This window comes from Ancylobacter radicis (genome assembly GCF_018449475.1).
GTDB lineage: Bacteria > Pseudomonadota > Alphaproteobacteria > Rhizobiales > Xanthobacteraceae > Ancylobacter > Ancylobacter radicis.
This window is the reverse complement of sequence record NZ_JAHCQH010000021.1, coordinates 185,045-207,902: the sequence shown is the minus strand read 5'-3', so window position 1 is coordinate 207,902 and position 22,858 is coordinate 185,045. Positions and strand designations below refer to the sequence as shown.

The window sequence follows — 22,858 nt, the reverse complement described above, 5'->3', positions numbered from 1 at the left end:
GCCGGAAATCCCTTCATGTCCGACCGCATCTTTCTAAGAGGAATCGAACTGCATGCCCATCACGGGCTGCATGAGGAGGAGGCGCGGCTCGGCCAACGCTTCATCATCGACATCGACTGGTGGCTGGACGCGGATCCGGCGGCACGTGCCGACGATTACGGGTCAACGGTCGGCTATGAGAAGGTGTTCGCTCTGGTGCACGAGGTCTCCTCCGGTCACCGCTTCCATATTCTCGAGGCACTGGCGCAGGCGATCGCCGAGACCGTGCTCACCCGTTACCCCAGAGTCGAGAAGGTGCGGGTCGAGCTGCACAAGCCCTCCGCGCCGATCGCCGGCATCTTCCGCGATGCCGGGGTCGAGATCACCCGCACCCGCTGACCCTTCAGCGCCCCCGCCGATCGATGCGGACCGGGATCGGCGTGCCCATGACCGAGCGCGAGGGCAGCGGCGCGTAGCTGCGCCCACGCGTCTCGTAATTGCGGGCAATGCGGGTGAAGCGATCGCGCCACGGCTCCTCGATCCGCGCATAGGTAAAGGCGGCCAGCGCGATCACCAACCCGACGAAGCCGGCCAGCAAGACGCCCGTCAGGAGCGGATCGCCGAGATCATAGAGCGTCTTCATGTGGCCGAGCACATCGACGTCCTGCCGCACCGCCACGCCCGCCACATCGCCATAAAGCCAGATGCCATAGGCGAGCAGGATCAGCAGCGGCATGTGGATGAGATAGATCGAATAGGACCAGCAGCCCAACGCGCGAAGCGGACGGGCGCGCAGCATCACGGAAACCCACCCGCCCTCGCGCGCGAAGACCAGAATGGCCGCGCCAAAGGCAACCGGGGCCAGCACGCTGATCGGCTTCACCTCATCCGGCCCGGTGCCGACAGAGGCGATGAACAGACCGGCCAGCGCAACAGTGCCGACTTCCCAGAGAGTTGCCATCGGGAGCGGCAGATGACGCAGGCGCTGATGCGCGTGATAAGCGACCACACCCGCGAAAAAGCCGGCAATGCAGCGGATGAAGCCGTAATCAGCGGTCGAATTCATGTAAGTCGGCGCGACGATGAGGATCGCGCCCATGGCCAGCAAGGTGATGACGAGGGCCGCCGGCACCAGCCGCCGCGCGCCGGCCAGCAGAGTGACGGCGGCGAACAGGGCGTAGGTGTAGAACTCCGCGCCGATGCTCCAGGCCGGGCCGTTCCACGAGACGCCATAGAAACCCATGGAGTTGAGCAACGCCGCATTCAGCAGCAGCGCGCGCATGGAATAATTGCCCGTGCCCGCCTCGATCATCAGATGATCGGGATGCCGGCCGGAAATGTTGATCGCCATGACCGCCAGCATGAAGGCAAAGAGCACCGCGATATGCAGCGGCCAGAGCCGCCCGATGCGCCGCAGCAGGAAGCCGCCGACGCTGCGCCCGCTGCGCAGCCGGTCGCGATAGGCGTGGCAAACGACAAAGCCGGAAAGCACGAAGAAAAAGTCGACGAACAGATACGCGTTGGAAAGCAGGTTCCAGTGCAAATAGTCCAGTCGCACAATGTAGATGAAGTGGTAGATGATGACCATGACGGCGCAGATACCACGCCAGGAATCGAGTACCTCGAAACGCTCGCTTGCCACCGTCATCTTCATGCGTATCTGTCCTTCTCGGGCGCAATCGGGACCGCGCCAGGGGCCGACCCAGCGATCAATTAACCGACATCGGCAGATCAGGTTCCCGGTTCCAACGACGCCCGGATCCACGGGGGCTTTCGGATCGCCGCCTGACGCTCTACTTCTTGGGCGTCCCTGTACGGAGCCTTCTCATGTTGCGTGATGCCGAGCCCCAGCCTGTCCGCCTCAGCCAATATCGGCCGCCGGACTGGCTCGTCGACACGGTGCATCTCGACATCCGGCTTCATCACAGTGCCACGCGCGTCATCGCCCGGCTGGCGATGCGGCCCAATCCCGAGGGACGTGAAGGCTCGCCCATCGTGCTGGACGGCGACGAACTGGTGCTGAAGTCGCTGGCGCTGGACGGCGTGCCGCTCGCCGGCACGTCCTATGCCGCGACCCCGTCGTCCCTCACCATCTTCGCCCCGCCGCAGCAGCCCGTGACGGTGGAGATCGAGACGCTGCTTGCCCCCTCCGCCAACACCAAGCTGATGGGCCTCTACCGTTCCAGCGGCACCTACTGCACGCAGTGCGAAGCCGAAGGGTTCCGCCGCATCACCTATTTCCCGGACCGGCCGGACGTGCTTGCCGTCTACACCACCCGCATCGAGGCGGAACGCGACGAGGCGCCGGTGCTGCTCGGCAACGGCAACAAGGTCGAGAGCGGTCCGATCGAGGGCACCACGCGCCATTTCGCCATCTGGCACGATCCCTGGCCGAAGCCCTGCTATCTCTTCGCCCTGGTCGGCGGAAAGCTGGAGCGCGTGGCCGACAGCTTCACCACCGCCACCGGCAAGGTTGTGGAACTCGGCATTTATGTCGAACCCGGCAAGAGTGGCCGAGCCGGCTACGCCATGGACGCGCTCAAGCGTTCCATGCGCTGGGACGAGGAGGCCTTCGGCTGCGAGTACGACCTCGATGTGTTCAACATCGTCGCCGTGGCTGATTTCAACATGGGGGCGATGGAGAACAAGGGGCTCAATGTCTTCAACGACAAATACGTCCTCGCCAGCCCCGAGACGGCGACCGATGCCGACTATGCGAATATCGAGGCGATCATCGCCCATGAATATTTCCACAACTGGACCGGCAACCGCATCACCTGCCGCGACTGGTTCCAGCTCTGCCTGAAGGAAGGACTCACCGTCTTCCGCGATCAGGAATTCTCCTCGGACCAGCGTTCCCGGCCGGTGAAACGCATTGCCGATGTGCGCCTGCTCAAGAGCCACCAGTTCGCCGAGGATGCGGGCCCGCTGGCCCATCCGGTGCGGCCGAACACCTATCGCGAGATCAACAATTTCTACACAGCGACCGTCTACGAGAAGGGCGCCGAGGTGGTGCGGATGCTGAAGACCGTGCTCGGCGCGGAAGGCTTCCACGCCGGCATGGACCTCTATTTCGACCGTCATGACGGCGACGCGGCGACCGTCGAGGATTTCCTCGCCTGCTTCGCCGATGCCAATGGCGTCGATCTCGAACAGTTCGCGCTCTGGTACAGCCAGTCCGGCACGCCCGAACTCCGGGCGGAAACCTACTGGAATGAGGCGGCGCGCACGCTGCGGCTCGATGTCGAGCAGCGCCTGCCGCTCACCCCTGGCCAGACGGACAAGCAGCCGATGCTGATCCCGCTCGCGCTGGGTCTTGTCGGCCCCGACGGCGCGGATCTGCCGCTGACGCTGGATGATGGCTCCAATGCCGAACGGGGCGTGCTCCTGCTGCGCCAGCCCAAGCAGAGCTTCGTCTTCCCCGACCTGCCGCATCGCCCCGTCGCCTCGCTCAACCGGGGCTTTGCCGCGCCGGTGAAGCTCAGCTCGAATCTGACCACCGACGATCTCGTCTTCCTTGCCCGTAACGACGCCGATCCGTTCAACAGGTTCGACGCGGTGCAGACGATCGCGCTTACCCATCTCGTCACCGCCACGCAGGCGCTGCGCGAGGGCGAAGCCGCGCCCTCCCCCGCCCCGCTGGTCGAGGCGCTGGGAGCGACACTGGGCAATGGTGCGCTCGACCCGGCCTTCATCGCGCAGGTGCTGGCCTTGCCCTCAGAGTCCGATATTGCGCGGGAGATCGGCCGCGATGTCGATCCCGACGCCATCCACAGCACCCGGCGCCTGCTGCGCCGCACGCTCGGCGAGGCGCTCCGCCCCGCACTGGAGGCCGCCTACTCTCATGCCGCGCCCGCGGGCGGCTATTCCCCGGACGCCGCGTCAGCCGGACGCCGGGCGCTGCGCAACACGGCGCTGGACCTGCTGGCCGCCACCGGCACATCGGCCGATATCGGACGGGCGCTGACCCATTTCGACGCCGCCGATAACATGACGGACCGTTTCGCCGCGCTGTCCGTCCTCGCCCATGCCGCGCCGCCGGACCGCGAGGCGGCGCTTGCCGCCTTCTATGACCGGTTCCGCGACGATCCGCTGGTCATCGACAAATGGTTCGCCCTGCAGGCGCAGATTTCCGAGCCGGGAACGCTGGAGCGGGTGCGCGCACTCACCGAGCATCCCGCTTTCGCCATGAGCAACCCGAACCGGGTGCGTTCGCTGATCGGCTCCTTCGCCAGCGCCAACCAGACCCAGTTCAACCGCCCGGATGGGGCTGGCTATGAATTCGTGGCCGAAACGGTGCTAACTCTCGATGGCATCAACCCGCAGGTCGCGGCTCGGCTGCTCGCCGCGTTCAAGAGCTGGCGGGCGCTGGAAGCGGGCCGCGCCGGCCGCGCCCAGAGCGCGCTGCGGCGGGTGGCGGAAACGCCGGGCCTGTCGCCCGACGTCTCGGATATTGTCGGTCGCGCGCTCGACTGAGCGGCGCTGCGCGAGCCGGCCCTTGCACGGGCCGGCTCGCAGGCCATCAATACTCGACCACGCCATCGAGCGCGTAGTGCTTAACCGTCTTGCGGTTGGCGATCAGTTCGTCGACCGTCGGCTTGCCGGTCATCGCCCGCTCCAGCGCGATCTTCATCGCTTCGTAATTGGTGCGGTAGAGATCGGCCTTGTCGAGGTTCGGATCTTCGGCGCAACGCGGATCGAGCCACACCATCACGATCATGCAGATCTCGTCCGCCTGATCCTTGGGGAGGATGCCCTCCGCCAGCGCGTCGACGATGGCGTCGCCGATGGCGCCCTGCACCACACCGCCGAGCAGATCGACATATTCGAGCGTGTGAATGGTCGCCTTGGTGGTCATCATCGTGGCCGGGCGCACCATCTGGTTCAGGTCGCGCACCACGAACATGCGGGTGTGGCCCTGCACCTGGCCCATCATCCCCGCGAAGGCATGGCCGGCCGGACCGCGCACCGAACCGATCAAAACCTCGGGCATGGCGTCGGTAAACTGCCCATCGGCCGCCAACACCGTCGCTTCGCCGGTACGGAACCAAATCTCACTCATTTTTTCGTCTCCCATGCTCAGACCGCGCCAAAGCGCATAGCATCAGGGGTTCGGGGCCGTCCATGCGCATTGGCGACATTACCGCCGCACCGCCACGACCACCCAGAGATTGCCGAATCGTTAACTTGACTCCCGAGGACTCTGGACAGGGGGGGGCTGCTTCGATTCAAATCAGGGTGATTCGGAGAGATGCGGCACATCCCTCCTTCACACTGGGCACTGGGACTCGGGGGAGACCGGCGATGGCGCGCGCCAACGCTGCGGGTGCGTCCGTGCGCGCCCAGGCCATGCAAGGCCTGGCACGCTCGGTTGCAAAACCCGCTTATCAGCGGCTGGTCGACGCCGAACCCTTTCTGCGCAAGGCGGTGCCTGCGCTGATCGTGGCGTTCATCGCCATTGTCGCCATTGCGGCGATCATCCAGACCCGCTCCTATCGGGCCGACGCCCTTGCCAACGCCAAGGACGAGCTTGCCCTCTTCACCGCCGCTCTCTCCAGCGAGATCGATCGCCGCGGCACGGATAGCCCCATCGCCGACACACTCGCCGCTGCGCTCCCCCCGCGCGCGGTGGATGACGATCGGCGCTACGGTCTCATCGACAGCACGGGCAAGGTCCTCGTCACCCATGACGCCGCCGGCGCTTCCACCGGCACGGCCAGCACGGGCGACGACATCCGCCACCTGATCAGCAATGTTCAGGCGCTGACCATCTTCGCCGAAGATGCCGGCGTGCTCGAAGTGACGCTGCCGGGCGGCGTCGTGGCGCTCGCCACGGTGCGCAACCTGCACGCGCTGCCGCTCCAGCTCGTGGCGGTGCAGCCTGTCGCCAGCGCGCTCGCCACCTGGCAGTCCGACACCATCCTGACCGTCACGCTGCTCAGCACGACGGGCGCGGTGCTCATGATCCTCGGCTTCGCCTTCCACTGGCAGGCGACGCGGGCACGCGAGGCGGACGGCATCTATGACACGGTGCGGGCCCGCATCGACACCGCGCTCTCGCGCGGGCGCTGCGGTCTGTGGGATTGGGACATGGGCCGCGGCCGCATGTTCTGGTCGAGTTCCATGTTCGAAATGCTCGGCCATGAGCCACGCGACGAGCTCGTCTCCTTCGGCGAGGTCGCCGCGCTGGTGCATCCCGACGACACCAATCTCTACGACGTCGCCAAGGAGATCGCCGACAAGCCGGGCCGCACCATCGAGCGGGTCTTCCGCATGAAACACGCGGACGGGCACTGGGTATGGCTGCGCGCCCGCGCGGAAGTGGTGGCGCAGGAAAATGGCGAGCCGCCGCATCTGGTCGGCATCGCCGTCGATGTCACCGAGGAACGGCGCCTGGCCGAGCGCACCGCCACCGCCGATATGCGCCTGCGCGACGCGATCGAGAGCATCTCCGAGTCCTTCGTGCTGTGGGACAGCGCCAACCGCCTCGTCATGTGCAACTCGAAATTCCAGTCCCTGCATGGCTTCGGCGACACCAATGTCGTCCCCGGCACGCCATTCGAGGCCATTGCCGCCATTGCCCGCCAGCCGGTGGTGCGCATTCCCCTGCGCACCGAGGACCGGCCGGATGAGGGCGCCCGCGCCTTCGAGGCGCAGCTTGAAGGCGGGCGCTGGCTGAAGGTCACCGAGCGCCGCACCAAGGATGGCGGCTTCGTCTCCGTCGGCACCGACATCACCGCGCTGAAACGCCACGAAGAACGCCTGATGGAGAGCGAGAAGCGCCTCATGGCCCTTGTCGCGGATCTGCGCAAATCCCAGCAGACGCTGGAAATGCAGGCTCTCCAGCTCGCCGAACTCGCCCAGAACTACGCCGACGAGAAGAACAAGGCGGAGGACGCCAACCGCGCCAAGTCCGAATTCCTTGCCAATATGAGCCATGAGCTGCGCACGCCGCTCAATGCCATCATCGGCTTCTCGGAACTGATGGAAAGCGGGCTGTTCGGCCCGCTCGGCAGCGACAAGTACAACGAATATTGCCGCGACATCCGCGATTCCGGCCGTTACCTGCTCGACGTCATCAACGACATTCTCGATATGTCGCGCATCGAGGCCGGGCGGGTGCAGCTCAACCTTCAGCCCACCAATCTCGACGAAATCATCACCGACGCCATCCGCGTCATGTCGGTGCGGGCGGACGAGAAGCAGCTCACCGTCGCCGCCGAGTCGGATGAAGGCGTCACCGTCGAGGCGGACCGCCGCGCCCTCAAGCAGATCGCGCTCAACCTCATCTCCAACGCCATCAAGTTCACGCCGGAAAAAGGCCGCATCACGATCCGCACCCGCGCCTCGCAACGCGCGGCCCTGCTGGTCATCGAGGATTCCGGCATCGGCATTCCCAAGAACGCGCTGGCCAAGATCGGCAGGCCCTTCGAGCAGGTCGAGAGCCAGTTCACCAAGACCTACAAGGGCTCCGGCCTCGGCCTCGCCATCGCCAAGTCGCTGGTGGAACTGCACGGCGGCACCATGCGCATCCGCTCCTCGGAGGGCGTGGGCACCACGGTCATCATCCGCCTGCCGCTCCAGGGTCGCCCGGCGCTGCACTATCGTAATGCGCCCGCTTTGCCGGCGCGCTAAGAACCCCGCATGACGAGTGACGATCCGGCTTTCATCGACTGCGTGGTGGCGGGCGCCGGGGTGGTCGGCCTCGCCATCGCCCGCGCGCTTGCCCTGGCCGGACGCGAGGTTCTGGTGCTCGAATCCACCGGCCTCGTCGGGTCGGAAACCTCGGCCCGCAACAGCGAGGTGATCCATGCCGGCATCTATTATCCCGCCGGCACGCTCAAGGCCCGGCTCTGCGTTGCCGGGCGCGATGCGCTCTATGCCTATTGCGCGGAGCGCACGATTCCGCACCGCAAGTGCGGCAAGCTGATCGTCGCCACCACCGAGGCCGAAACCGCGAAGCTTGCCGCCATCGATACCCATGCGCGGGCCTGCGGCGTCACCACTCTCCAGCCGCTGACCGGCACGGAAGCGCGCGCGCTGGAGCCGGCGCTGAATGCCGTGGCCGCCTTGCTCTCACCCGCGACCGGCATCATCGACAGCCACGCGCTGATGCTCGCCTTGCGCGGCGACCTTGAAGATGCCGGCGGCATGATCGCCTTCAACGCGCCGATCCTCAGTGGCGAGATCGTCCCGGATGGGATCGTTCTGCGCGTCGGCGGCGCCGAGCCGATGAGCCTGCGTTGCCGCAGCTTCGTCAATGCGGCCGGCCACGGCGCGGTGCCAATCGCCCGCGCCATCGCCGGCATTCCGGCCCAAGCGATCCCGCCGGCCTATTTCTGCAAGGGCAGTTATTTCACCCTCGCCGGCCGCGCGCCTTTCACCCGCCTCATCTATCCCGTGCCGGAACAGGCGGGGCTCGGCGTGCACCTCACCCTCGACCTCGCCGGGCAGGCCCGTTTCGGGCCGGACACGGAATGGATCGAGGCGATGAACTACGATGTGAATCCCGCGCGCGGCGAGGTGTTCTATGACGCGATCCGCCGCTATTGGCCGGCCCTGCCGGACGGGGTGCTCACTCCCGCCTATGCCGGCATCCGGCCGAAGATCACGCCGCCCGGCTCCCCCGCCGCCGATTTCCGCATCGATGGACCGGACGAACATGGCGTGGCAGGGCTGGTGCAGCTGTTCGGCATCGAATCGCCCGGCCTCACCGCGAGCCTCGCCATTGGCGATCTGGTAGCGGAAAAGCTCGCAGCCACCGCCTGACGCGTGTTCAGGCCCGCCGGCGCCGGCGGGTCGGCTCCTGGGTGAGGATGCGCTCGAAGGCGGCGCGCACGGCGTTCTGCGCCTCGAACAGATGCGCCTCCAGCGTCGAGAAATCCGGCATCGCCCCGGCCCGCGCCAGCAGCCGGCGCAGCGCCGGGCTCGCCGTCTCGGGCTTGAACGGCTCGGTAATGCACAGGCGCAGCACCTGCGTCAGGTCATGCATCAGCTTGCCGGTATCGGCCAGCAACTGGCCGTCCTGCGCATCGATCAGCCCCGCCTGCGTCGCCTGCGCGATCACCTTCAGCGTCGACGTGTCGACGATGGTGGGGTGGCTGCGTCCATGGGCCAGAACCAGATATTGCGCGATGAACTCGATATCGACGAGCCCACCCCTGGCGTATTTCAGGTCCCAGCGTTCGCCGTCGCCTTTCTCGTCGGCGATGGCGCTGCGCATGTCGCGGATGTCGGCGGCAAGCCGTCCCGGCTCGCGCTCGCGGCACAGCACCTCGGTGATGACGGCCTTGACCCGCGCCCGGAAAGCTGGCGAGGCGCAGACGACGCGGGCGCGGGTCAGCGCCATGTGTTCCCACACCCAGGCTTCCTCGGCCTGATAGACCTCGAAGCGCGGCAGGCTGGTCGCCACCGGGCCCGACCGGCCGGAGGGACGCAGCCGCAGATCCACCTCATAGAGCTGGCCGGCATTGGTCGGCGTGGTCAGCGCACTGACGATGCGCTGGGTCAGCCGGGCGAAATATTGTGCGCCGTGCAGACGGCGAGGCCCCTCGCTCTCGGGGTGGTCCTCGTCGAAATCATAGAGCACGATGAGGTCGAGGTCGGAGCCGGCCGTCATTTCGCGCCCGCCGAGCTTGCCCATGGCGAGTACCGCGATCTCCGCGCCGGGCAGACGGCCATGCGCCTCGCGGAACCGCGTCTCCACCGCGCGTTCCAGCGCCCGGATCAACACGTCGGCCAGCCGCGCGAAGGCCTCGCCGGCGCGGGCGGCCGGCAGCGTGCCGGAGAGGATGCGCACGCCGATCAGCACGTGCTGTTCCTGCCGGAAGCGCCGGGCGCGGTCGAGCAGGTCTTCCTCGCCCTCGGCAAATTCCAGCTCGCGATCCAGCCGCTCGGCCAGCGCCGCCTCATCGGGCAAGGCGCCGAAGAAGCTCGGATCGAGCAGCGCGTCGACCAGCGAGGGTCGGTGCGCCAACATCTCGCCGAGGCGCGGTGCGGTGCCGAGAATGGTGGCGAGCAGCCGCACCAGATCGGGGTTATGCATCAGCGCCGGCATCAGCCGCACGGCGGTCGGCAGCTCCTGGAAGAAACGGTCGGCGGCGATCAGCGCCGCGTCCGGCGCCCCGCCCCGCGCCAGCGAGTCGAGCAGCAGCGGCACGATGGCCGCCAGTTCCGCCCGCACCGGCTCCAGCCGCAACGCCCGGTAGTCGCCGGCCAGCCAGCCGCGCACCAGCGCGCTCGCCGCCAGAGGCTCCGCATAGCCGAGCTTGTGCAGCGTCGCCAGCGTCTCGCGGTCGTCCTTGTCGGGGGGAAAGTCGAGCCGGCCTTCCACCGCCGCGCGGGGCGGGGCGTCCTCGAACAGCTTCGAATAGTGATCCTGCACCGTGGACAGCCGCGCGGTGAGGGCATCGGCAAAGGCCGACAGCTTGGCGTAACCCATGAAGCGGGCGAAATCGGCGAGCGCCGCCTCATCCTCTGGCAGCGAATGGGTCTGCGCATCCGCCACCATCTGCAGACGATGCTCGACACGGCGCAGGAAATGATAGGCCTCGTCGAGTTCAGCCCGCGCCTCCTCGCCGATCCACCCGGTCCGGGCGAGAAGGGCCAGCGCCTCCAGCGTCCGGGGCGTGCGCAGATCCGGGTCGCGCCCACCGGCGATGAGCTGCTGGGTCTGGGCGAAGAACTCGATCTCGCGAATGCCGCCGCGTCCGAGCTTGACGTTGTGTCCCTCCACCGCGATCGCCCCGTGACCGCGAAAGGCGTGGATGTCCTGCTTCATCGCATGGACATCGGCCACCGCCGCATAATCGAGCGAGCGCCGCCAGACGAAGGGGGAAAGCTGCTTGAGGAAGGCCTCGCCCAGCGCGATATCGCCGGCAATGGGCCGCGCCTTGATATAGGCCGCCCGCTCCCAGGTCGCGCCCTCGCGCTCGTAATAGTCGAGGGCGGCGTCGACGGAGACCGCCACCGGTGTCGAGGCCGGATCCGGCCGCAGCCGCAGGTCGACGCGCGCGACATAGCCGTCCGCCGTGCGCTCCTGAATGAGGCGCACCAGCTTCTGCGTCATCCGGACGAACAGCGGCGCGGCCTCGACATCGGCGCGCAGCGGCGCGAGGTCGGGGTCGTAGAGCACGATGAGGTCGACATCGCTGGAATAGTTGAGCTCGCGCGCGCCATGCTTGCCCATGGCGAGAATGGTGTAGCCGCGCCCCTGCGCGCCCTCCGCCTTTAGCTTGCGGGCACCGACCGCCTCGCGGAACAGGAAGGAGGTCGCCGCCGCGATCGCCGTGTCGGCGGTGTCGGTGAGTTCGGCGGTGACCGTCGTGAGATCGAACACATCGCCAATATCGGCCAGCGCGATGGTAAGCGCGCTCTGCGCGCGCAGCCGGCGCAGCGCGACCATCACCTCGGCCTCATCCTCGCTCGCCGCCACGGTCTCGACCGCGCGCGCCCGCGCCTCGGCCAGCGCCACGGCTGGATCGCTGTCGAGGATGTGCAGAAGCCGCGCGGGATCCTGCCGGATCAATTCGGACAGGAACGGTGAATGCAGCGCCACCCGCGCCAGCACGCGGCGCGCCTCGGGATAGGTCGCCATAAGCGTTTCGAGCGGCTCGCGCACGACCGGCGGGGCCGGCTCCAGCAGATCGGCCAGCGCGGCCGACATTTTCGCGGGAATCCGAGCGCCCTTTTCCAGCCGCAACCGCGCGGCAAGGGAGCCGCCCGGCGGCGTCGGCTGCTCCGCGCTCGTTCCCGGACCACCGCTCTGCAACACGCTGTGACGTTCTGCTTTCCGCACCATGCCCCGAGTCTAGCGGAATTTCCTTGCCGAAGTCCTGAGCTCCTGCCGCAAAGTCAGGCAGCTCCCTCCTCGGTCGGCGCCAGCGGCAGCTCGATAATGACCTTGAGCCCCGGTTCGTTGCTCTCCAGCGTGATCGAACCGCCATGCAGGTGCACCACCGCCGCCACCAGCGACAGGCCGAGACCGAAGCCGGGCCGGGTACGGCTCGCTTCCAGCCGCACGAAGCGTTCCAGCACCCGCCCCCGATCGGCCTCGGCGATGCCCGGCCCTTGATCGGCCACCGTCAGGCGCACCCGGCCGTCGATAAGTCCGGCGGTGAGCCGAACCTCCCGGCGCTCGCCGGGTACCGCGGGGGCGCTGTACTTGATCGCGTTGTCGATCAGGTTGGAGAGCGCCTGCGCCACCAGTTCGCGCACCGCCTGCACGGGCAGCCGGCCGGTCGCCTCCAGCACGAGGTCGAGCCCGTTCTCGTCCGCCACCGGCTCATAGAGTTCGGCCACGCCCTCGACCATGGCGGCGAGATCGACCCGCACCATGGAGGCGCTGGCTTGGCCAGCCTCGGCGCGGGCGATCATCAGCAGCGCGTCGAAGGTGCGGATCAGCCCGTCCGATTCGTCGATAGTCTGCTCGGTGGCGGCCCGCCACTCCTCTTCCGTCCGTGCCGTGCGCAGCGCGTCCTCGGCGCGGTTGCGCAGCCGGGTGAGCGGGGTCTTCAAATCATGGGCGATGTTGTCGGAAACTTCCTTCAGCCCCGCCATCAGCGCCTCGATGCGCTCCAGCATGGCGTTGAGGCTGAGCGCCAGCCGGTCGAACTCGTCGCCGGTGCCGTCCACCTCCAGCCGGCGCGACAGATTGCCGGCCATGATGACCTCGGAGGTCGCGGTCATCCGGTCGATCCGCTTCAGCACGCGCCGGGTCACGAACAGGCCGCCGGCAATGCCCATGACCACCAGCAGACCCAGCCCCCAGAGCGCCGGGCCGATGATGATCTTGCGCAGTTCCTCGCGCTCGACGACGTCGCGCCCGACCAGCAGGCGGAACTCGCCCGGCAGGAAGATGACGTTCACCAGAGCGCGGCTTGGCGGCGCGGTCTGCTCCTCGGAGCGCACATAGTCGATCTCCCGCCAGCCTTCCTTGTCGAGGAAGTTGAGCGGCAGGTTGAGCACATTGCCGGCGAGGGGTTCGCCATTGAAGCTGGTGATGAGCAGCAGCCCGGCATCGGGCGCGCGGGCGCGCCGGTTCACCACCTGCACGAGCCGGCTCACCCCGCCGCGCTCGAACTGCGCCTGCATGAAGCGGGTGTCGTTCTCGATCGCCTCCACCGCCTGCCGGGTGACGAGGCGCTGCGTGTGCCAGCCGAGATAGGCGATCACCGAGCCGGCGAAGACGGCGAAGACGATGATATAGGCCGCGATCAGCTTGAACGCGGTGGAACGGAGCAGCCTAGCGAGCGACGTCACGGACGATGTATCCCGCGCCGCGCACCGTATGGAGCAGCGGCGGATCGAAGCCCTTGTCGATCTTCGAGCGCAGGCGCGAGACGTGCACGTCGATCACGTTGGTCTGCGGGTCGAAATGATAGTCCCACACATTCTCCAGCAGCATGGTCCGCGTCACCACCTGCCCGGCATGGCGCATCAGATATTCGAGCAGCCGGAACTCGCGCGGCTGCAGCACGATCTCCTGCCCGCCGCGGGTGACGCGGTGCGCCAGACGGTCGAGCTCAAGGTCCGCGACGCGATAGACAGTGTCCGTCGCCTGCGGTCCGCCGCGCCGGGCGAGGGCCTCGACACGCGCCAGCAGCTCGGAAAAGGCATAGGGCTTGGGCAGATAGTCGTCGCCACCGGCGCGCAGCCCGGTCACGCGGTCATCCACCTGGCCGAGCGCGGAAAGGATCAGCGCCGGGGTCTTGTCGCCGCGCCCGCGCAGCTCGGAAATGAGCGAGAGCCCGTCGCGGCGCGGCAGCATTCGGTCGACGATCAGCACGTCGTAACCGCCATCGAGCGCGAGAGCGAGGCCCTCCTCGCCATCGGCGGCGAGGTCCACCACATGGCCGGCTTCACGGAACGCCTTGCGCAGATAGTCGGCGGCATCGCGATCATCTTCCACGACGAGCAGGCGCATGGCGTCTTCGGCATTCTTCCTGAGGTCCGCCGGATCGAGCGCGTAGCGGTCTCGGCCCGCGGCGGACTCATGGGCGGTGGAGGGATTCGAACTCGCTTCCATGTACGTCATTTCACGCCTCCCGCCTATCGGGGCGGTTCAAGAGGGTACCGTCGCGGACGCTGAAACGAGGACGCGGGAAGCCCTTTCGGACTTCCCGCGCCACCGGACCAGCCGCAGCCCAAGGGGCGACGGAACGAACTGCGGCCGGAACCGATCGATCAGCCGCGCTGCTCGCCGAGCGAGATGGCGACGAAGCGGGTGCCCTGCTCGGACTTCACGCGCATCAGCACGGCCTTGCGGTTGTCCTTGCGCGCGGCGGCGAGGCCGTCGCGGACATCGGAAGGGGTGGCGACCGGCTTGCCGCCGACATCGAGGATGACGTCACCAGCCTTCAGGCCGCGCTCGGCGCCCGGGCCGTTCGGGTCGACCTCGGTGATGACGACGCCCTGGTCGCCGGCGCCGGCAACGCCCTTGGCCGGGGCGAGGCTGAGGCCGAGACGCGGCACGTCGCGGTTGCCTTCCTCCGTGCCCGAACCCTTGCCGGTATCGTTCGAGGCGACATCGGTCGGGAGCTGCTCCAGCGTGACCGGGACGGTGATGGTCTTGCCGTCACGCAGCACGGAGAGCTTGATTGTGGTGCCCGGCTTCTTGCGGGCGACCTCGCGCGACATCTCGCGGGAGTCCTTGATGGTCTCGCCGTCGATCGCGGTCACGACGTCGCCGGGCTTGAGGCCGGCCTTCTCGCCGGGCGTGCCGGGCTGCACCTGGGCGACCAGCGCGCCCTCGGAGTTCTTGAGGTCCAGCGCCTCGGCAACCTCGTCGCTGACCGGCTGGATCTGCACGCCGACATAGCCGCGCGCCACCTGCCCGCCGGCCTTCAGCGCGTCCACCACCTCGATCACCGTCTCGGACGGGATGGCGAAGGCGATGCCGACATTGCCGCCCGAGGGCGAGACGATGGCGGTGTTCACGCCGATCACGTCGCCGTCGAGGCTGAAGGTCGGGCCACCGGAATTGCCGCGGTTGATCGGGGCGTCGATCTGCAGGAAGTCGTCATAGGGACCCGAGCCGATGTCGCGGCCACGGGCCGAGACGATGCCGGCGGTCACGGTGCCGCCAAGGCCGAACGGGTTGCCGACCGCGACCACCCAGTCACCGACGCGCGGCGCCTTGCCGGCCAGCTTCACCCAAGGGAAGTCCGACTTGCCGTCGACCTTGAGCAGCGCCACGTCGGTGCGCGGATCGGTGCCCACCACCTTGGCGGTGTAGCTCTTGCCATCGGTGAGGGTCACGTCGACTTCGGAAGCACCGTCGACCACATGGTTGTTGGTCACGACATAGCCGTCAGCCGAGATGAAGAAGCCGGAGCCCTGACCGACCACGGCGCGATGGCCGGGGCCGCCACGGCGCGGACCCATGTCGGGACCGCCCTGACCGTTCGGGCCGAGGCCGAAACGGCGCATGAAACGCTCGATCTGCGGCGGAATGTTCTGGTTACCCTCGTCATTCATCGCGACCTGGTCGTCGCTGTCCTTCTTCACCTTGACGCTGACGACGGCGGGGGAAACCTTCTCGACGATGTCGGCGAAGGAGAAGGTGCCGGCCGGCTGGTTGGTGGTGATCTGGGCGTTGGCCGGGGTCACGGTCTCCGGCAGGAGCAGACCGCCGACGGCGCCGCCCGCGAGAGCAAGGGTGAAGACGCCGGCCAGCAGCCGGGTGCGGCTGCGGCGCAGGGTGGAGTTCTGGGGCTGCGCGGAATTGGGCTGCGAAGGCGCGGTGCGCGACATGTAACGTTCCTCGTTCGACAACGACGGCCCCCTGTCGGGGAGGCGTTGAACGAGAAGCTAGCGGCCGTCGCCTTAACGCAGGCTGGCGGGGCGATTAAACTTTGGTAACCTCGCCGGCCCCGTCGGCCTCGCCGAGCGCCTGCCTCAGCCGCGCCTCCTCGTCAGCCGACAGCGGCATGATATTCGGCTCGGCGCTCGCGCGGCGGCGGCGATAGGCGATGATGGCGCCCACCGCGCCGATCGCCAACACCGCGAAGGGAGCCCCCCACAGGAGCAGGTTGGCGCCGTGGAAGGTCGGGCGCAGCAGCACGAATTCGCCATAGCGGGCGACCAGGAAATCGAGCACCTGCTGGTTGCTGTCGCCGGCCTTGATGCGCTCGCGCACGAGGATGCGCAGATCCTTGGCCAGCGGCGCGTCGGAATCGTCGATCGACTGGTTCTGGCAGACGAGGCAGCGCAGCTCCTTGGAAAGCTCGCGCGCCCGCGCCTCCTGCGCCGCATTCGGCAGCACCTCGTCCGGCTGCACGGCATGGGCGGGAGCGGCGAAGGTAAAGCTCAGCAGACAGGCCGCGAGGAGCATGCCCATCCATCCACACAACCACCCCTCATGCCCGGGCTTGACCCGGGCATCCAGAGGGAGCCGGCTGGCGGGGGCCGTGCTGGATCCTCGGGTCAAGCCCGAGGATGAGGACAAAAAGGGCTGATCGCGCATCCGCCTCACTCCGCCGCCACCGGCGCCGGCGTCGGGACGACCTTCGGCTTCTTGGCGGGCTTGGGCGCGCCGACCCGCAGGCGGCGGTCGGAGAGCGACAGCACGCCGCCCAGCGCCATCACCACGGAGCCCAGCCAGATCAGCGTGACCAGCGGCTTCCAATAGGCGCGCACGCCGATGCCGCCGCCCGGCAGTTCGTCACCGAGACTCACATAGAGCTGGCTGAACCAGAAGGTGCGGATGCCGGCTTCGGTGGTCGGCATGTTGCGGGCGAGGAAGACGCGCTTGGAGGATTCGACGGTGCCGATCTCCACCCCGCCCCGGCGGATGGTGAAGATGCCGGCGAGGTCGCGGTAGTTCGGCCCGTTGCGCGGCTCGACCCGCGCCAGCGTCAGCTCATAACCGCCGACGGTGAAGCTCTCGCCGAGCTTCACGCCGGTGATGCGCTCGGCGTTCCAGCTCGTCTCAGCGATGATGCCGAACAGGCAGATGCCGACGCCGGCATGGGCGATGGCGGCGCCCCAGGCGGCGCGCGGCAGGCCCTTGAGGCGGGCAATGGCGCTCGCCGCCGGCACGCGGCCGATTCCCGCGCGCTCGGCGATGTCGACCACCGCACCGAGCACGATGAAGGCCGCGAGCCCCATGCCGAGAGGCGCCAGCGCCGGCCCGCCGCCCTGCGCATAGAGGCAGATCGCAGCGATGACGATGCCGGCGCCAAAGGCCAGCATCAACCGCTGCGCCGCCCCGGCGAGGTCGCCGCGCTTCCAGGCGAGCAGCGGGCCGAACGGCATGGCGAACACCACGGGCAGCATCAGCGCGCCCACCGTCAGGTTGAAATAGGGTGGGCCGACCGTGATCTTGGCGCCGTTCCAGGCTTCCAGCGCCAGCGGAAAGAGCGTGCCGATCAGCACGGCAGCGGCGGCGGCGGTGAGCAGCAGATTGTTCAGCACCAGCGCGCCCTCGCGCGAGATCGGCGCGAAGATGCCGCCTTGCCGCAGCATCGGGGCGCGGAACGCATAAAGCGCCAGCGAGCCGCCGATGAAGAAGATCAGGATGCACAGGATGAACACGCCGCGCGAGGGATCGGTGGCGAAGGCGTGGACCGAGGTCAGCACACCCGAGCGCACCAGAAAGGTACCGAGCAGCGACAGCGAGAAGGCGAGGATGGCGAGAAGGATGGTCCACACCTTCAGCGCGTCGCGCTTTTCCATCACCACCGCGGAATGGATCAGCGCGGTGCCGGCGAACCACGGCATCAGCGAGGCGTTCTCGACCGGGTCCCAGAACCACCAGCCGCCCCAGCCCAGTTCGTAATAGGCCCAGTAGGAGCCCATGGCGATGCCGACCGTGAGGAAGGCCCAGGCGGCCAGCGCCCAGGGCCGCACCCAGCGCGCCCAGGCGGCGTCGATCCGCCCGTCGAGCAGCGCCGCTACGGCGAAGGCGAAGGTGACGGAGAAGCCGACATAGCCGAGATAGAGCAGCGGCGGATGGATGGCGAGGCCGATATCCTGCAGGATCGGGTTGAGATCCTGCCCTTCCGCCGGCGGCGGCACCACCCGCGTGAACGGGTTGGAGGTGAGCAGGATGAACAGCAGGAAGGCGACGCCGATCGAGCCCTGCACGCCCAGCACATTGGCCTTCAGGCTGGCCGGCAGGTTGGAGCCGAACACCGCCACCAGCGCGCCGAAGATCGCCAGCACCAGCACCCACAGGAGCATGGAGCCCTCATGGTTCCCCCACACGCCGGTGATCTTGTAGAGCATCGGTTTGAGCGAGTGCGAATTCTCGACCACGTTCAGCACCGAGAAGTCGGACTGCACATAGGCCGCCGTCAGCACGGCGAAGGACAGGGCGACAAAGCCGAAAAAGCCGATGGCGAGCGCCGGGCCGGTGCGCATCAGCGCCGCGTCCCCGACCCGCGCGCCCCAGATCGGAAGCACCGTCTGCAGGATCGCCAGCGCGAGCGCCAGCACCAGCGCGTATTGGCCGATTTCCGGGTTCATTGCGTCGCCTCGCCTTCCTTCCAGACGCCCTGTTTCTTCAGCGCGTCGGCGACTTCCTTGGGCATGTACTTCTCGTCATGCTTGGCGAGCACGGTGTCGGCGCGGAAGCTGCCATCGCCCTCCATCACGCCCTCGGCGATGACGCCCTGCCCCTCCCGGAACAGGTCCGGCAGGATTCCGGCATAGGCCACCGCGATGTCGGCGCCGCCATCGGTGACGACGAAGCGCACATGGGCGTTGTCCTGCCTCACCACGCTGCCATCCTTCACCAGCCCGCCGAGCCGCAGTCGCGTGCCCGGCGCGGTACGCTCGGCGGCGATCTCGCTCGGGGCGCGGAAGAACACGATGGTGTCGTTCAGCGCGAACAGCACCAGCCCGGCGGCGATGCCGAGCACGCCGAGCGCGGCGGAGATGAGAACGAGGCGGCGCCCTTTGCGGGTCATGGTTTCAGCTCCCGAGGCCGAGTTCGCGGGCGAGCGCGTCGATGCGGCCGAGCGCGCCATCGTCGCGCGCGAAATGGGTGCGCGCGTCGCTCACCGCCGCCTTGGCCTTGTCGGCCTCGCCGAGCACGGTCCATGCGCGCATCAGGCGCAGCCAGCCGTCGAGGTCGTCGCCATTCTGCGCGAGGCGGGCCGAGAGCCGGTCGACCATGCCGCGCACCATCTGCTGGCGCTGCTCGGGCGACAGGTCGCCGGCGGCGGCCACCTCGGCCGCGCTCGGGCCAGCAGCGGGTGCGGGAACCGGCGCCCCGACACGGGCGAGCGCCTGCTGCACGAGGCCGAGCCAGGGCGCGTCGGCGGGGGTGTCCGCGGCAAGCTGGCTCCAGATCGCGGCCGCCTGCTGGGGCTGCCCGTCCTGTTCGGCGGCAAGGCCGAGAAAATAGCGCGCCTTGGGGTCCTTCGGGTCGGCCGCCAGCGCGGCGGCGAAGGCCGCCTTGGCGTCCGTGGTGACGACCCCGCCGGCCTGCGCGATCAGCGCCTCGCCCAGCCCGGTCTGGCGCTGCGGGGTGGAGCCGAGCAGCCTTATGGCGTTGCTCCAGGCCCGCGCCGCGTCGTCCAGCCGGCCGATGCGGGCATAGATCGGGGCGATGATCTCATAGCCGCGCCCGTCCTGCGGGTTGGCCTCCAGATGCGACTCGACCTTGCGGATGAGAATGGCGATGTCGGATTGCTCGGGCCGCGCCTCCAGCCGGGCGGCGAGCGGCTGCGGGCCGTAGCCGGGCGAGCCGAGCGCGATATAGAGCGAGCCGGCGATCAGGGGTATGCCGACGAGCCCGGCCACGGCCGCGACGCGTCGGCGCCGGTCCGCATTGCCGCCCGCTCCCACCGCCCCCTCCGCCTCGGCGGAGGCGCGCAGGATGCGGCGGGCGACCTCGGTACGGGCCGCCTCGCCCTCGGCCGCGCCGATCAGGCCGGAGGCGCGGTCGCGCTCGATCTCGGCCAGCTGGTCGCGATAGACGGCAAGGTCCGCCAGCGCCGGCTCGCTCGCCACCTCGTTGCCGGCAGGCTCGGCACTCGCCCCCCGGCGCACGCGCAGGGGCCACAGCACGGCCAGAATGGCGGCGCCGGTCATCAGGGTAATGGCAATCCACAGCGACATTAGTCTTCCTCTAATGCGCTGAGGTAGCTGACGGGCGCGCTCCCGCCAATCCGTATCACCCTCAGTCGGATCGCCGCAGGCCCGCGCTTAGGCGACTCTGCGGCATCTCTCACGCGAGCGTGAAGGCGAAGGGGCGGGCGCGCGGCCGGGTTCAGCCCGCCACAGGGGTCCACGTCCCGTCCGGGTTGCGGCAGGCGGTGCCGCGCGCGGTCTGCGGCTGGCCATTGATGTAGATGGTGTGGGTGTATTCGCGGCAGCGCGGCGAGCCGCCCCGCGCATAGGCCGGGCCGGGCACGATGGTGCCATAGGCGCCGTCATCGCCGCGCCAGCTCACCGGCGCGCCGGGCTGGCCATATTCGAGCGCCTGGATCTCGGCCTGCTGGGCCCGCTGGCGGTCCTGCTCGTCGAGCGCGCTGCCGATGGCGCCGCCTATGAGACCGCCGGCCAGCGCGCCGATCGCGGCGCCCGCCACGTTGCGTCCGGCAATGGCGCCAATCACGCCGCCGGTCACCGCGCCCAATGTGGCGCCGCCGACCATGTTCGGGTTCTCCTGCGTGGCCGTACAGCCCGCGAGGGTGGCGCCGATGAGGCCAAGAGCGACGAGTTGAATAGCGCGCATGAAAAATCCTTCCAGAAACTACCGCGAAGCAGCCGACCGGCCGGCAGAAGGCGTCAGGAATAGGGCGAAACCGCGGCCCCGTCACCCGGCCCGGCCACCGCCGGTCAGGCCGCGGGCAGGCGCACCCGGCAGCGCAGCCCGCCCAGCGGCGCGCGTTCCATGGCGAGGGCGCCGCCATAGAGCGCGGCAAGTTCGGTGACGATGGACAGGCCGAGCCCCGAGCCCGGCTTGGTCTCGTCGAGCCTTTTGCCGCGCTGGAGCGCCTGAGATTGCTGGGCCGGGGTGAGGCCGGGGCCGTCATCGTCGATGACGATCTCGAAGAAATCGCGCTGCCCGCCCGTTCCCGGCAGCAGCTCGACCGCGACGCGCACGCGGGTCTCGGCCCATTTGCAGGCGTTGTCGATGAGATTGCCGAGGATCTCCTCCAGATCCTGCCGCTCGCCGCGAAAGCGCAGATCGGGCATCAGGGCCGGCATGGGCGCGGTCTCCACCTCCACGCCCTTGGTGCGGTAGACCTTGGCGAGCGTGCCGGCGAGCTTTTCGACGATCGGCCCGACCTCCTCCACCGAGGTGACCACGGAGGCGCGCGCCGCCATCCGGGCCCGCTCCAGATGATGGGCCACCTGCCCCTTCATGATCTGCGCCTGCTCGCTCACCTTGGCGGCGAGGCCGTCATCGGGGTTCAGCCCGGCGGCACGGGTGGATTCGTTCTGTAACACGCTGATCGGCGTCTTCAGCGCATGGGCGAGATTGCCGACATGGGTGCGCGCCCGCTCGACGATCTCACGATTGGTCTCGATCAGCGCGTTCACCTCCGCCGCCAGCGGGGCGATCTCGATCGGGTAGTCGCCCTCGATCCGGTCGGCCCGGCCCGCCCGCACGGCGGAGAGCGCGGCCAGCATGCGCTTGAGCGGGCGCAGGCCGAAGAGGACCTGGAACAAAAGAGTGAGCAGGAAAGCGGCACCGAGCACGGCGAGCGTCACCGCCAGCGAGTTGTTGAACCCCGCCACCTCCTCCTCGATCTCGCCGGCATCGGCCGCCACCGCCACCGCGTAGCGCCCATCCTCGCCGAGATCGACGATGCGCTCGACCACCCGCAGGTTCTGCTGCGAGGGCCCGCGCGCATAGGCCTCGCGCAGGCCCGAAAGCTCGGCCCGCTCGTCGCGCTCGACCAGAAGCGGCAGCGTGCCCTCGGGCAGCGAGCGCGAGGTCTTCACCTGCCGTGCCGCCCCGTCCAGCCGGGTGATCTGCCAGTACCAGCCGGAGATGGGGAAGTTGAACAGCGGATCGCCCAGCGTGGTCGGCTCGGGCATGGTGCCGGCCGGCGCGTTGGCGACATCGGCGACGATGGTCTTGAGATACACGTCGAGCCGCTGGTCGAACGCCCGCTCCACCGCCCCGCGATACAGCGAGGACAGGGTGAAGCCGGTGAGCAGCAGCACCGCCACCATCACGACCGTGGCCGAGACGAAGAGGCGGAGCGCGATCGAGCGGGCGCGCATCAACGCGGCGGTTCCGGCGGCACCAGAAGATAGCCCAGCCCACGCACGGTCTGGATCACGTCGACATCGAGCTTCTTGCGCAGCCGGCCGACAAAGACCTCGATCGTGTTGGAATCGCGGTCGAAATCCTGATCGTAGAGATGCTCCACCAGCTCGGTGCGGGAGACCACCCGCCCGGCATGGTGCATCAGATAGGCCAGCAGGCGATGCTCATGCGAGGTGAGCTTCACCGACTGGCCGTTCACCGTCACCCGGCCCGAGCGGGTATCGAGCATCACCGGCCCGCAGGTCAGTTCGCTCGCCGCATGGCCGGCGGAGCGACGCAGCAACGCGCGGATGCGGGCCAGCACCTCCTCCATGTGGAAGGGCTTGGCGACATAGTCGTCGGCGCCGGCATCGAAGCCCTGCACCTTGTCGCTCCAGCGGTCGCGCGCGGTGAGGATCAGCACCGGCATCTTCTTGCCGGCACGCCGCCAGGATTCGAGCACGGACAGCCCGTCCATCTTCGGCAGGCCGATATCGAGCACCACCGCGTCATAGGGCTCGGTCTCGCCGAGATAATGGCCTTCCTCGCCATCGAAGGCGCGGTCGACGGCATAACCGGCATCGACCAGCGCCTCATGCATCTGGCGGTTCAGATCGGGATCGTCCTCGACAACAAGAAGTCGCACGGCAATTCCTCGGCACGCGC

At 68.4% G+C, this 22,858-nt stretch carries 17 protein-coding genes; 4 read left to right on the top strand and 13 right to left on the bottom strand.

Annotated elements, in window-relative coordinates; all coding sequences use genetic code 11:
* Nucleotides 1-15 precede the first annotated feature (15 nt).
* The gene (folB, locus tag KIP89_RS17210) at nucleotides 16-378 is read left to right on the top strand and encodes a dihydroneopterin aldolase (protein ID WP_213756815.1); all 363 of its coding nucleotides are present in this window, start codon (nucleotides 16-18) and stop codon (nucleotides 376-378) included.
* A gap of 4 nt (nucleotides 379-382) precedes the next feature.
* Here the strand turns inward: folB and KIP89_RS17205 are convergent, their stop codons facing one another.
* Nucleotides 383-1,633 carry an acyltransferase family protein gene (locus KIP89_RS17205; protein ID WP_213756814.1) on the bottom strand — a complete coding sequence of 417 codons (1,251 nt, stop codon included), beginning with the start codon at nucleotides 1,631-1,633 and terminating at the stop codon, nucleotides 383-385.
* Nucleotides 1,634-1,806: 173 nt separating this feature from the next.
* Here KIP89_RS17205 and pepN point away from each other — a divergent pair, with 173 nt between their 5' ends.
* Complete coding sequence (gene pepN / locus KIP89_RS17200; protein ID WP_213756813.1) at nucleotides 1,807-4,455, top strand: aminopeptidase N; 2,649 nt, start codon at nucleotides 1,807-1,809, stop codon at nucleotides 4,453-4,455.
* A gap of 46 nt (nucleotides 4,456-4,501) precedes the next feature.
* On the opposite strand, the gene fae is transcribed toward pepN, so the two are convergent.
* Nucleotides 4,502-5,041, bottom strand: a complete 540-nt coding sequence (gene fae, locus KIP89_RS17195) for a formaldehyde-activating enzyme (RefSeq protein ID WP_213756812.1) — start codon at nucleotides 5,039-5,041, stop codon at nucleotides 4,502-4,504.
* A 242-nt stretch (nucleotides 5,042-5,283) separates the two neighbouring features.
* On the opposite strand from fae, the gene KIP89_RS17190 reads away from it, so the two are divergent.
* Nucleotides 5,284-7,614, top strand: a complete 2,331-nt coding sequence (locus tag KIP89_RS17190; protein WP_213756811.1) for a sensor histidine kinase — start codon at nucleotides 5,284-5,286, stop codon at nucleotides 7,612-7,614.
* A gap of 9 nt (nucleotides 7,615-7,623) precedes the next feature.
* Nucleotides 7,624-8,748, top strand: a complete 1,125-nt coding sequence (locus KIP89_RS17185) for an NAD(P)/FAD-dependent oxidoreductase (RefSeq protein ID WP_213756810.1) — start codon at nucleotides 7,624-7,626, stop codon at nucleotides 8,746-8,748.
* 7 nt (nucleotides 8,749-8,755) lie between these two features.
* On the opposite strand, the gene KIP89_RS17180 is transcribed toward KIP89_RS17185, so the two are convergent.
* The 11 genes from KIP89_RS17180 to KIP89_RS17130 form a co-directional block, all read right to left on the bottom strand.
* Nucleotides 8,756-11,779 (bottom strand): bifunctional [glutamine synthetase] adenylyltransferase/[glutamine synthetase]-adenylyl-L-tyrosine phosphorylase, encoded by a 3,024-nt coding sequence (locus KIP89_RS17180; protein WP_213756809.1) that lies wholly within the window; start codon nucleotides 11,777-11,779, stop codon nucleotides 8,756-8,758.
* A 53-nt stretch (nucleotides 11,780-11,832) separates the two neighbouring features.
* Complete coding sequence (locus KIP89_RS17175; RefSeq protein ID WP_213756808.1) at nucleotides 11,833-13,239, bottom strand: sensor histidine kinase; 1,407 nt, start codon at nucleotides 13,237-13,239, stop codon at nucleotides 11,833-11,835.
* Nucleotides 13,223-13,903: a response regulator transcription factor gene (locus tag KIP89_RS17170; RefSeq protein ID WP_213756939.1), complete on the bottom strand. Its 681-nt coding sequence runs from the start codon at nucleotides 13,901-13,903 to the stop codon at nucleotides 13,223-13,225. The genes KIP89_RS17175 and KIP89_RS17170 overlap by 17 nt, the downstream gene beginning before the upstream one ends.
* 260 nt (nucleotides 13,904-14,163) lie before the next feature.
* Entirely contained in the window at nucleotides 14,164-15,732 is a 1,569-nt protein-coding gene (locus tag KIP89_RS17165; RefSeq protein WP_213756807.1) for a Do family serine endopeptidase, read from the bottom strand.
* A 94-nt stretch (nucleotides 15,733-15,826) separates the two neighbouring features.
* Nucleotides 15,827-16,318 carry a cytochrome c-type biogenesis protein gene (locus KIP89_RS17160; RefSeq protein WP_213756806.1) on the bottom strand — a complete coding sequence of 164 codons (492 nt, stop codon included), beginning with the start codon at nucleotides 16,316-16,318 and terminating at the stop codon, nucleotides 15,827-15,829.
* A 131-nt stretch (nucleotides 16,319-16,449) separates the two neighbouring features.
* A complete protein-coding gene (locus KIP89_RS17155) occupies nucleotides 16,450-18,447 on the bottom strand; it encodes a heme lyase CcmF/NrfE family subunit (protein WP_213756805.1) in 1,998 nt (665 codons plus the stop codon).
* Nucleotides 18,444-18,890: a cytochrome c maturation protein CcmE gene (gene ccmE, locus KIP89_RS17150; protein WP_213756804.1), complete on the bottom strand. Its 447-nt coding sequence runs from the start codon at nucleotides 18,888-18,890 to the stop codon at nucleotides 18,444-18,446. The genes KIP89_RS17155 and ccmE overlap by 4 nt, the downstream gene beginning before the upstream one ends.
* Nucleotides 18,891-18,894: 4 nt before the next feature.
* Complete coding sequence (ccmI, locus tag KIP89_RS17145) at nucleotides 18,895-20,046, bottom strand: c-type cytochrome biogenesis protein CcmI (protein ID WP_213756803.1); 1,152 nt, start codon at nucleotides 20,044-20,046, stop codon at nucleotides 18,895-18,897.
* Between the two features lie 151 nt (nucleotides 20,047-20,197).
* Complete coding sequence (locus KIP89_RS17140; protein ID WP_213756802.1) at nucleotides 20,198-20,665, bottom strand: RT0821/Lpp0805 family surface protein; 468 nt, start codon at nucleotides 20,663-20,665, stop codon at nucleotides 20,198-20,200.
* Nucleotides 20,666-20,769: 104 nt separating this feature from the next.
* On the bottom strand, nucleotides 20,770-22,167 hold the full coding sequence (locus KIP89_RS17135; protein ID WP_213756801.1) for an ATP-binding protein: 1,398 nt from the start codon (nucleotides 22,165-22,167) through the stop codon (nucleotides 20,770-20,772).
* On the bottom strand, nucleotides 22,167-22,838 hold the full coding sequence (locus KIP89_RS17130; RefSeq protein WP_213756800.1) for a response regulator transcription factor: 672 nt from the start codon (nucleotides 22,836-22,838) through the stop codon (nucleotides 22,167-22,169). Before KIP89_RS17130 ends, KIP89_RS17135 begins: the two co-directional genes overlap by 1 nt.
* Nucleotides 22,839-22,858: the final 20 nt, after the last annotated feature.

Coding starts and splice junctions, on each gene's coding strand:
- folB (WP_213756815.1), top strand. CDS start 16: ATGTCCGACCGCATCTTTCTAAGAGGAATCGAACTGCATGCCCATCAC.
- KIP89_RS17205 (WP_213756814.1), bottom strand. CDS start 1,633: ATGAAGATGACGGTGGCAAGCGAGCGTTTCGAGGTACTCGATTCCTGG.
- pepN (WP_213756813.1), top strand. CDS start 1,807: ATGTTGCGTGATGCCGAGCCCCAGCCTGTCCGCCTCAGCCAATATCGG.
- fae (WP_213756812.1), bottom strand. CDS start 5,041: ATGAGTGAGATTTGGTTCCGTACCGGCGAAGCGACGGTGTTGGCGGCC.
- KIP89_RS17190 (WP_213756811.1), top strand. CDS start 5,284: ATGGCGCGCGCCAACGCTGCGGGTGCGTCCGTGCGCGCCCAGGCCATG.
- KIP89_RS17185 (WP_213756810.1), top strand. CDS start 7,624: ATGACGAGTGACGATCCGGCTTTCATCGACTGCGTGGTGGCGGGCGCC.
- KIP89_RS17180 (WP_213756809.1), bottom strand. CDS start 11,779: ATGGTGCGGAAAGCAGAACGTCACAGCGTGTTGCAGAGCGGTGGTCCG.
- KIP89_RS17170 (WP_213756939.1), bottom strand. CDS start 13,903: ATGCGCCTGCTCGTCGTGGAAGATGATCGCGATGCCGCCGACTATCTG.
- KIP89_RS17165 (WP_213756807.1), bottom strand. CDS start 15,732: ATGTCGCGCACCGCGCCTTCGCAGCCCAATTCCGCGCAGCCCCAGAAC.
- KIP89_RS17160 (WP_213756806.1), bottom strand. CDS start 16,318: ATGGGCATGCTCCTCGCGGCCTGTCTGCTGAGCTTTACCTTCGCCGCT.
- KIP89_RS17155 (WP_213756805.1), bottom strand. CDS start 18,447: ATGAACCCGGAAATCGGCCAATACGCGCTGGTGCTGGCGCTCGCGCTG.
- ccmE (WP_213756804.1), bottom strand. CDS start 18,890: ATGACCCGCAAAGGGCGCCGCCTCGTTCTCATCTCCGCCGCGCTCGGC.
- ccmI (WP_213756803.1), bottom strand. CDS start 20,046: ATGTCGCTGTGGATTGCCATTACCCTGATGACCGGCGCCGCCATTCTG.
- KIP89_RS17140 (WP_213756802.1), bottom strand. CDS start 20,665: ATGCGCGCTATTCAACTCGTCGCTCTTGGCCTCATCGGCGCCACCCTC.
- KIP89_RS17135 (WP_213756801.1), bottom strand. CDS start 22,167: ATGCGCGCCCGCTCGATCGCGCTCCGCCTCTTCGTCTCGGCCACGGTC.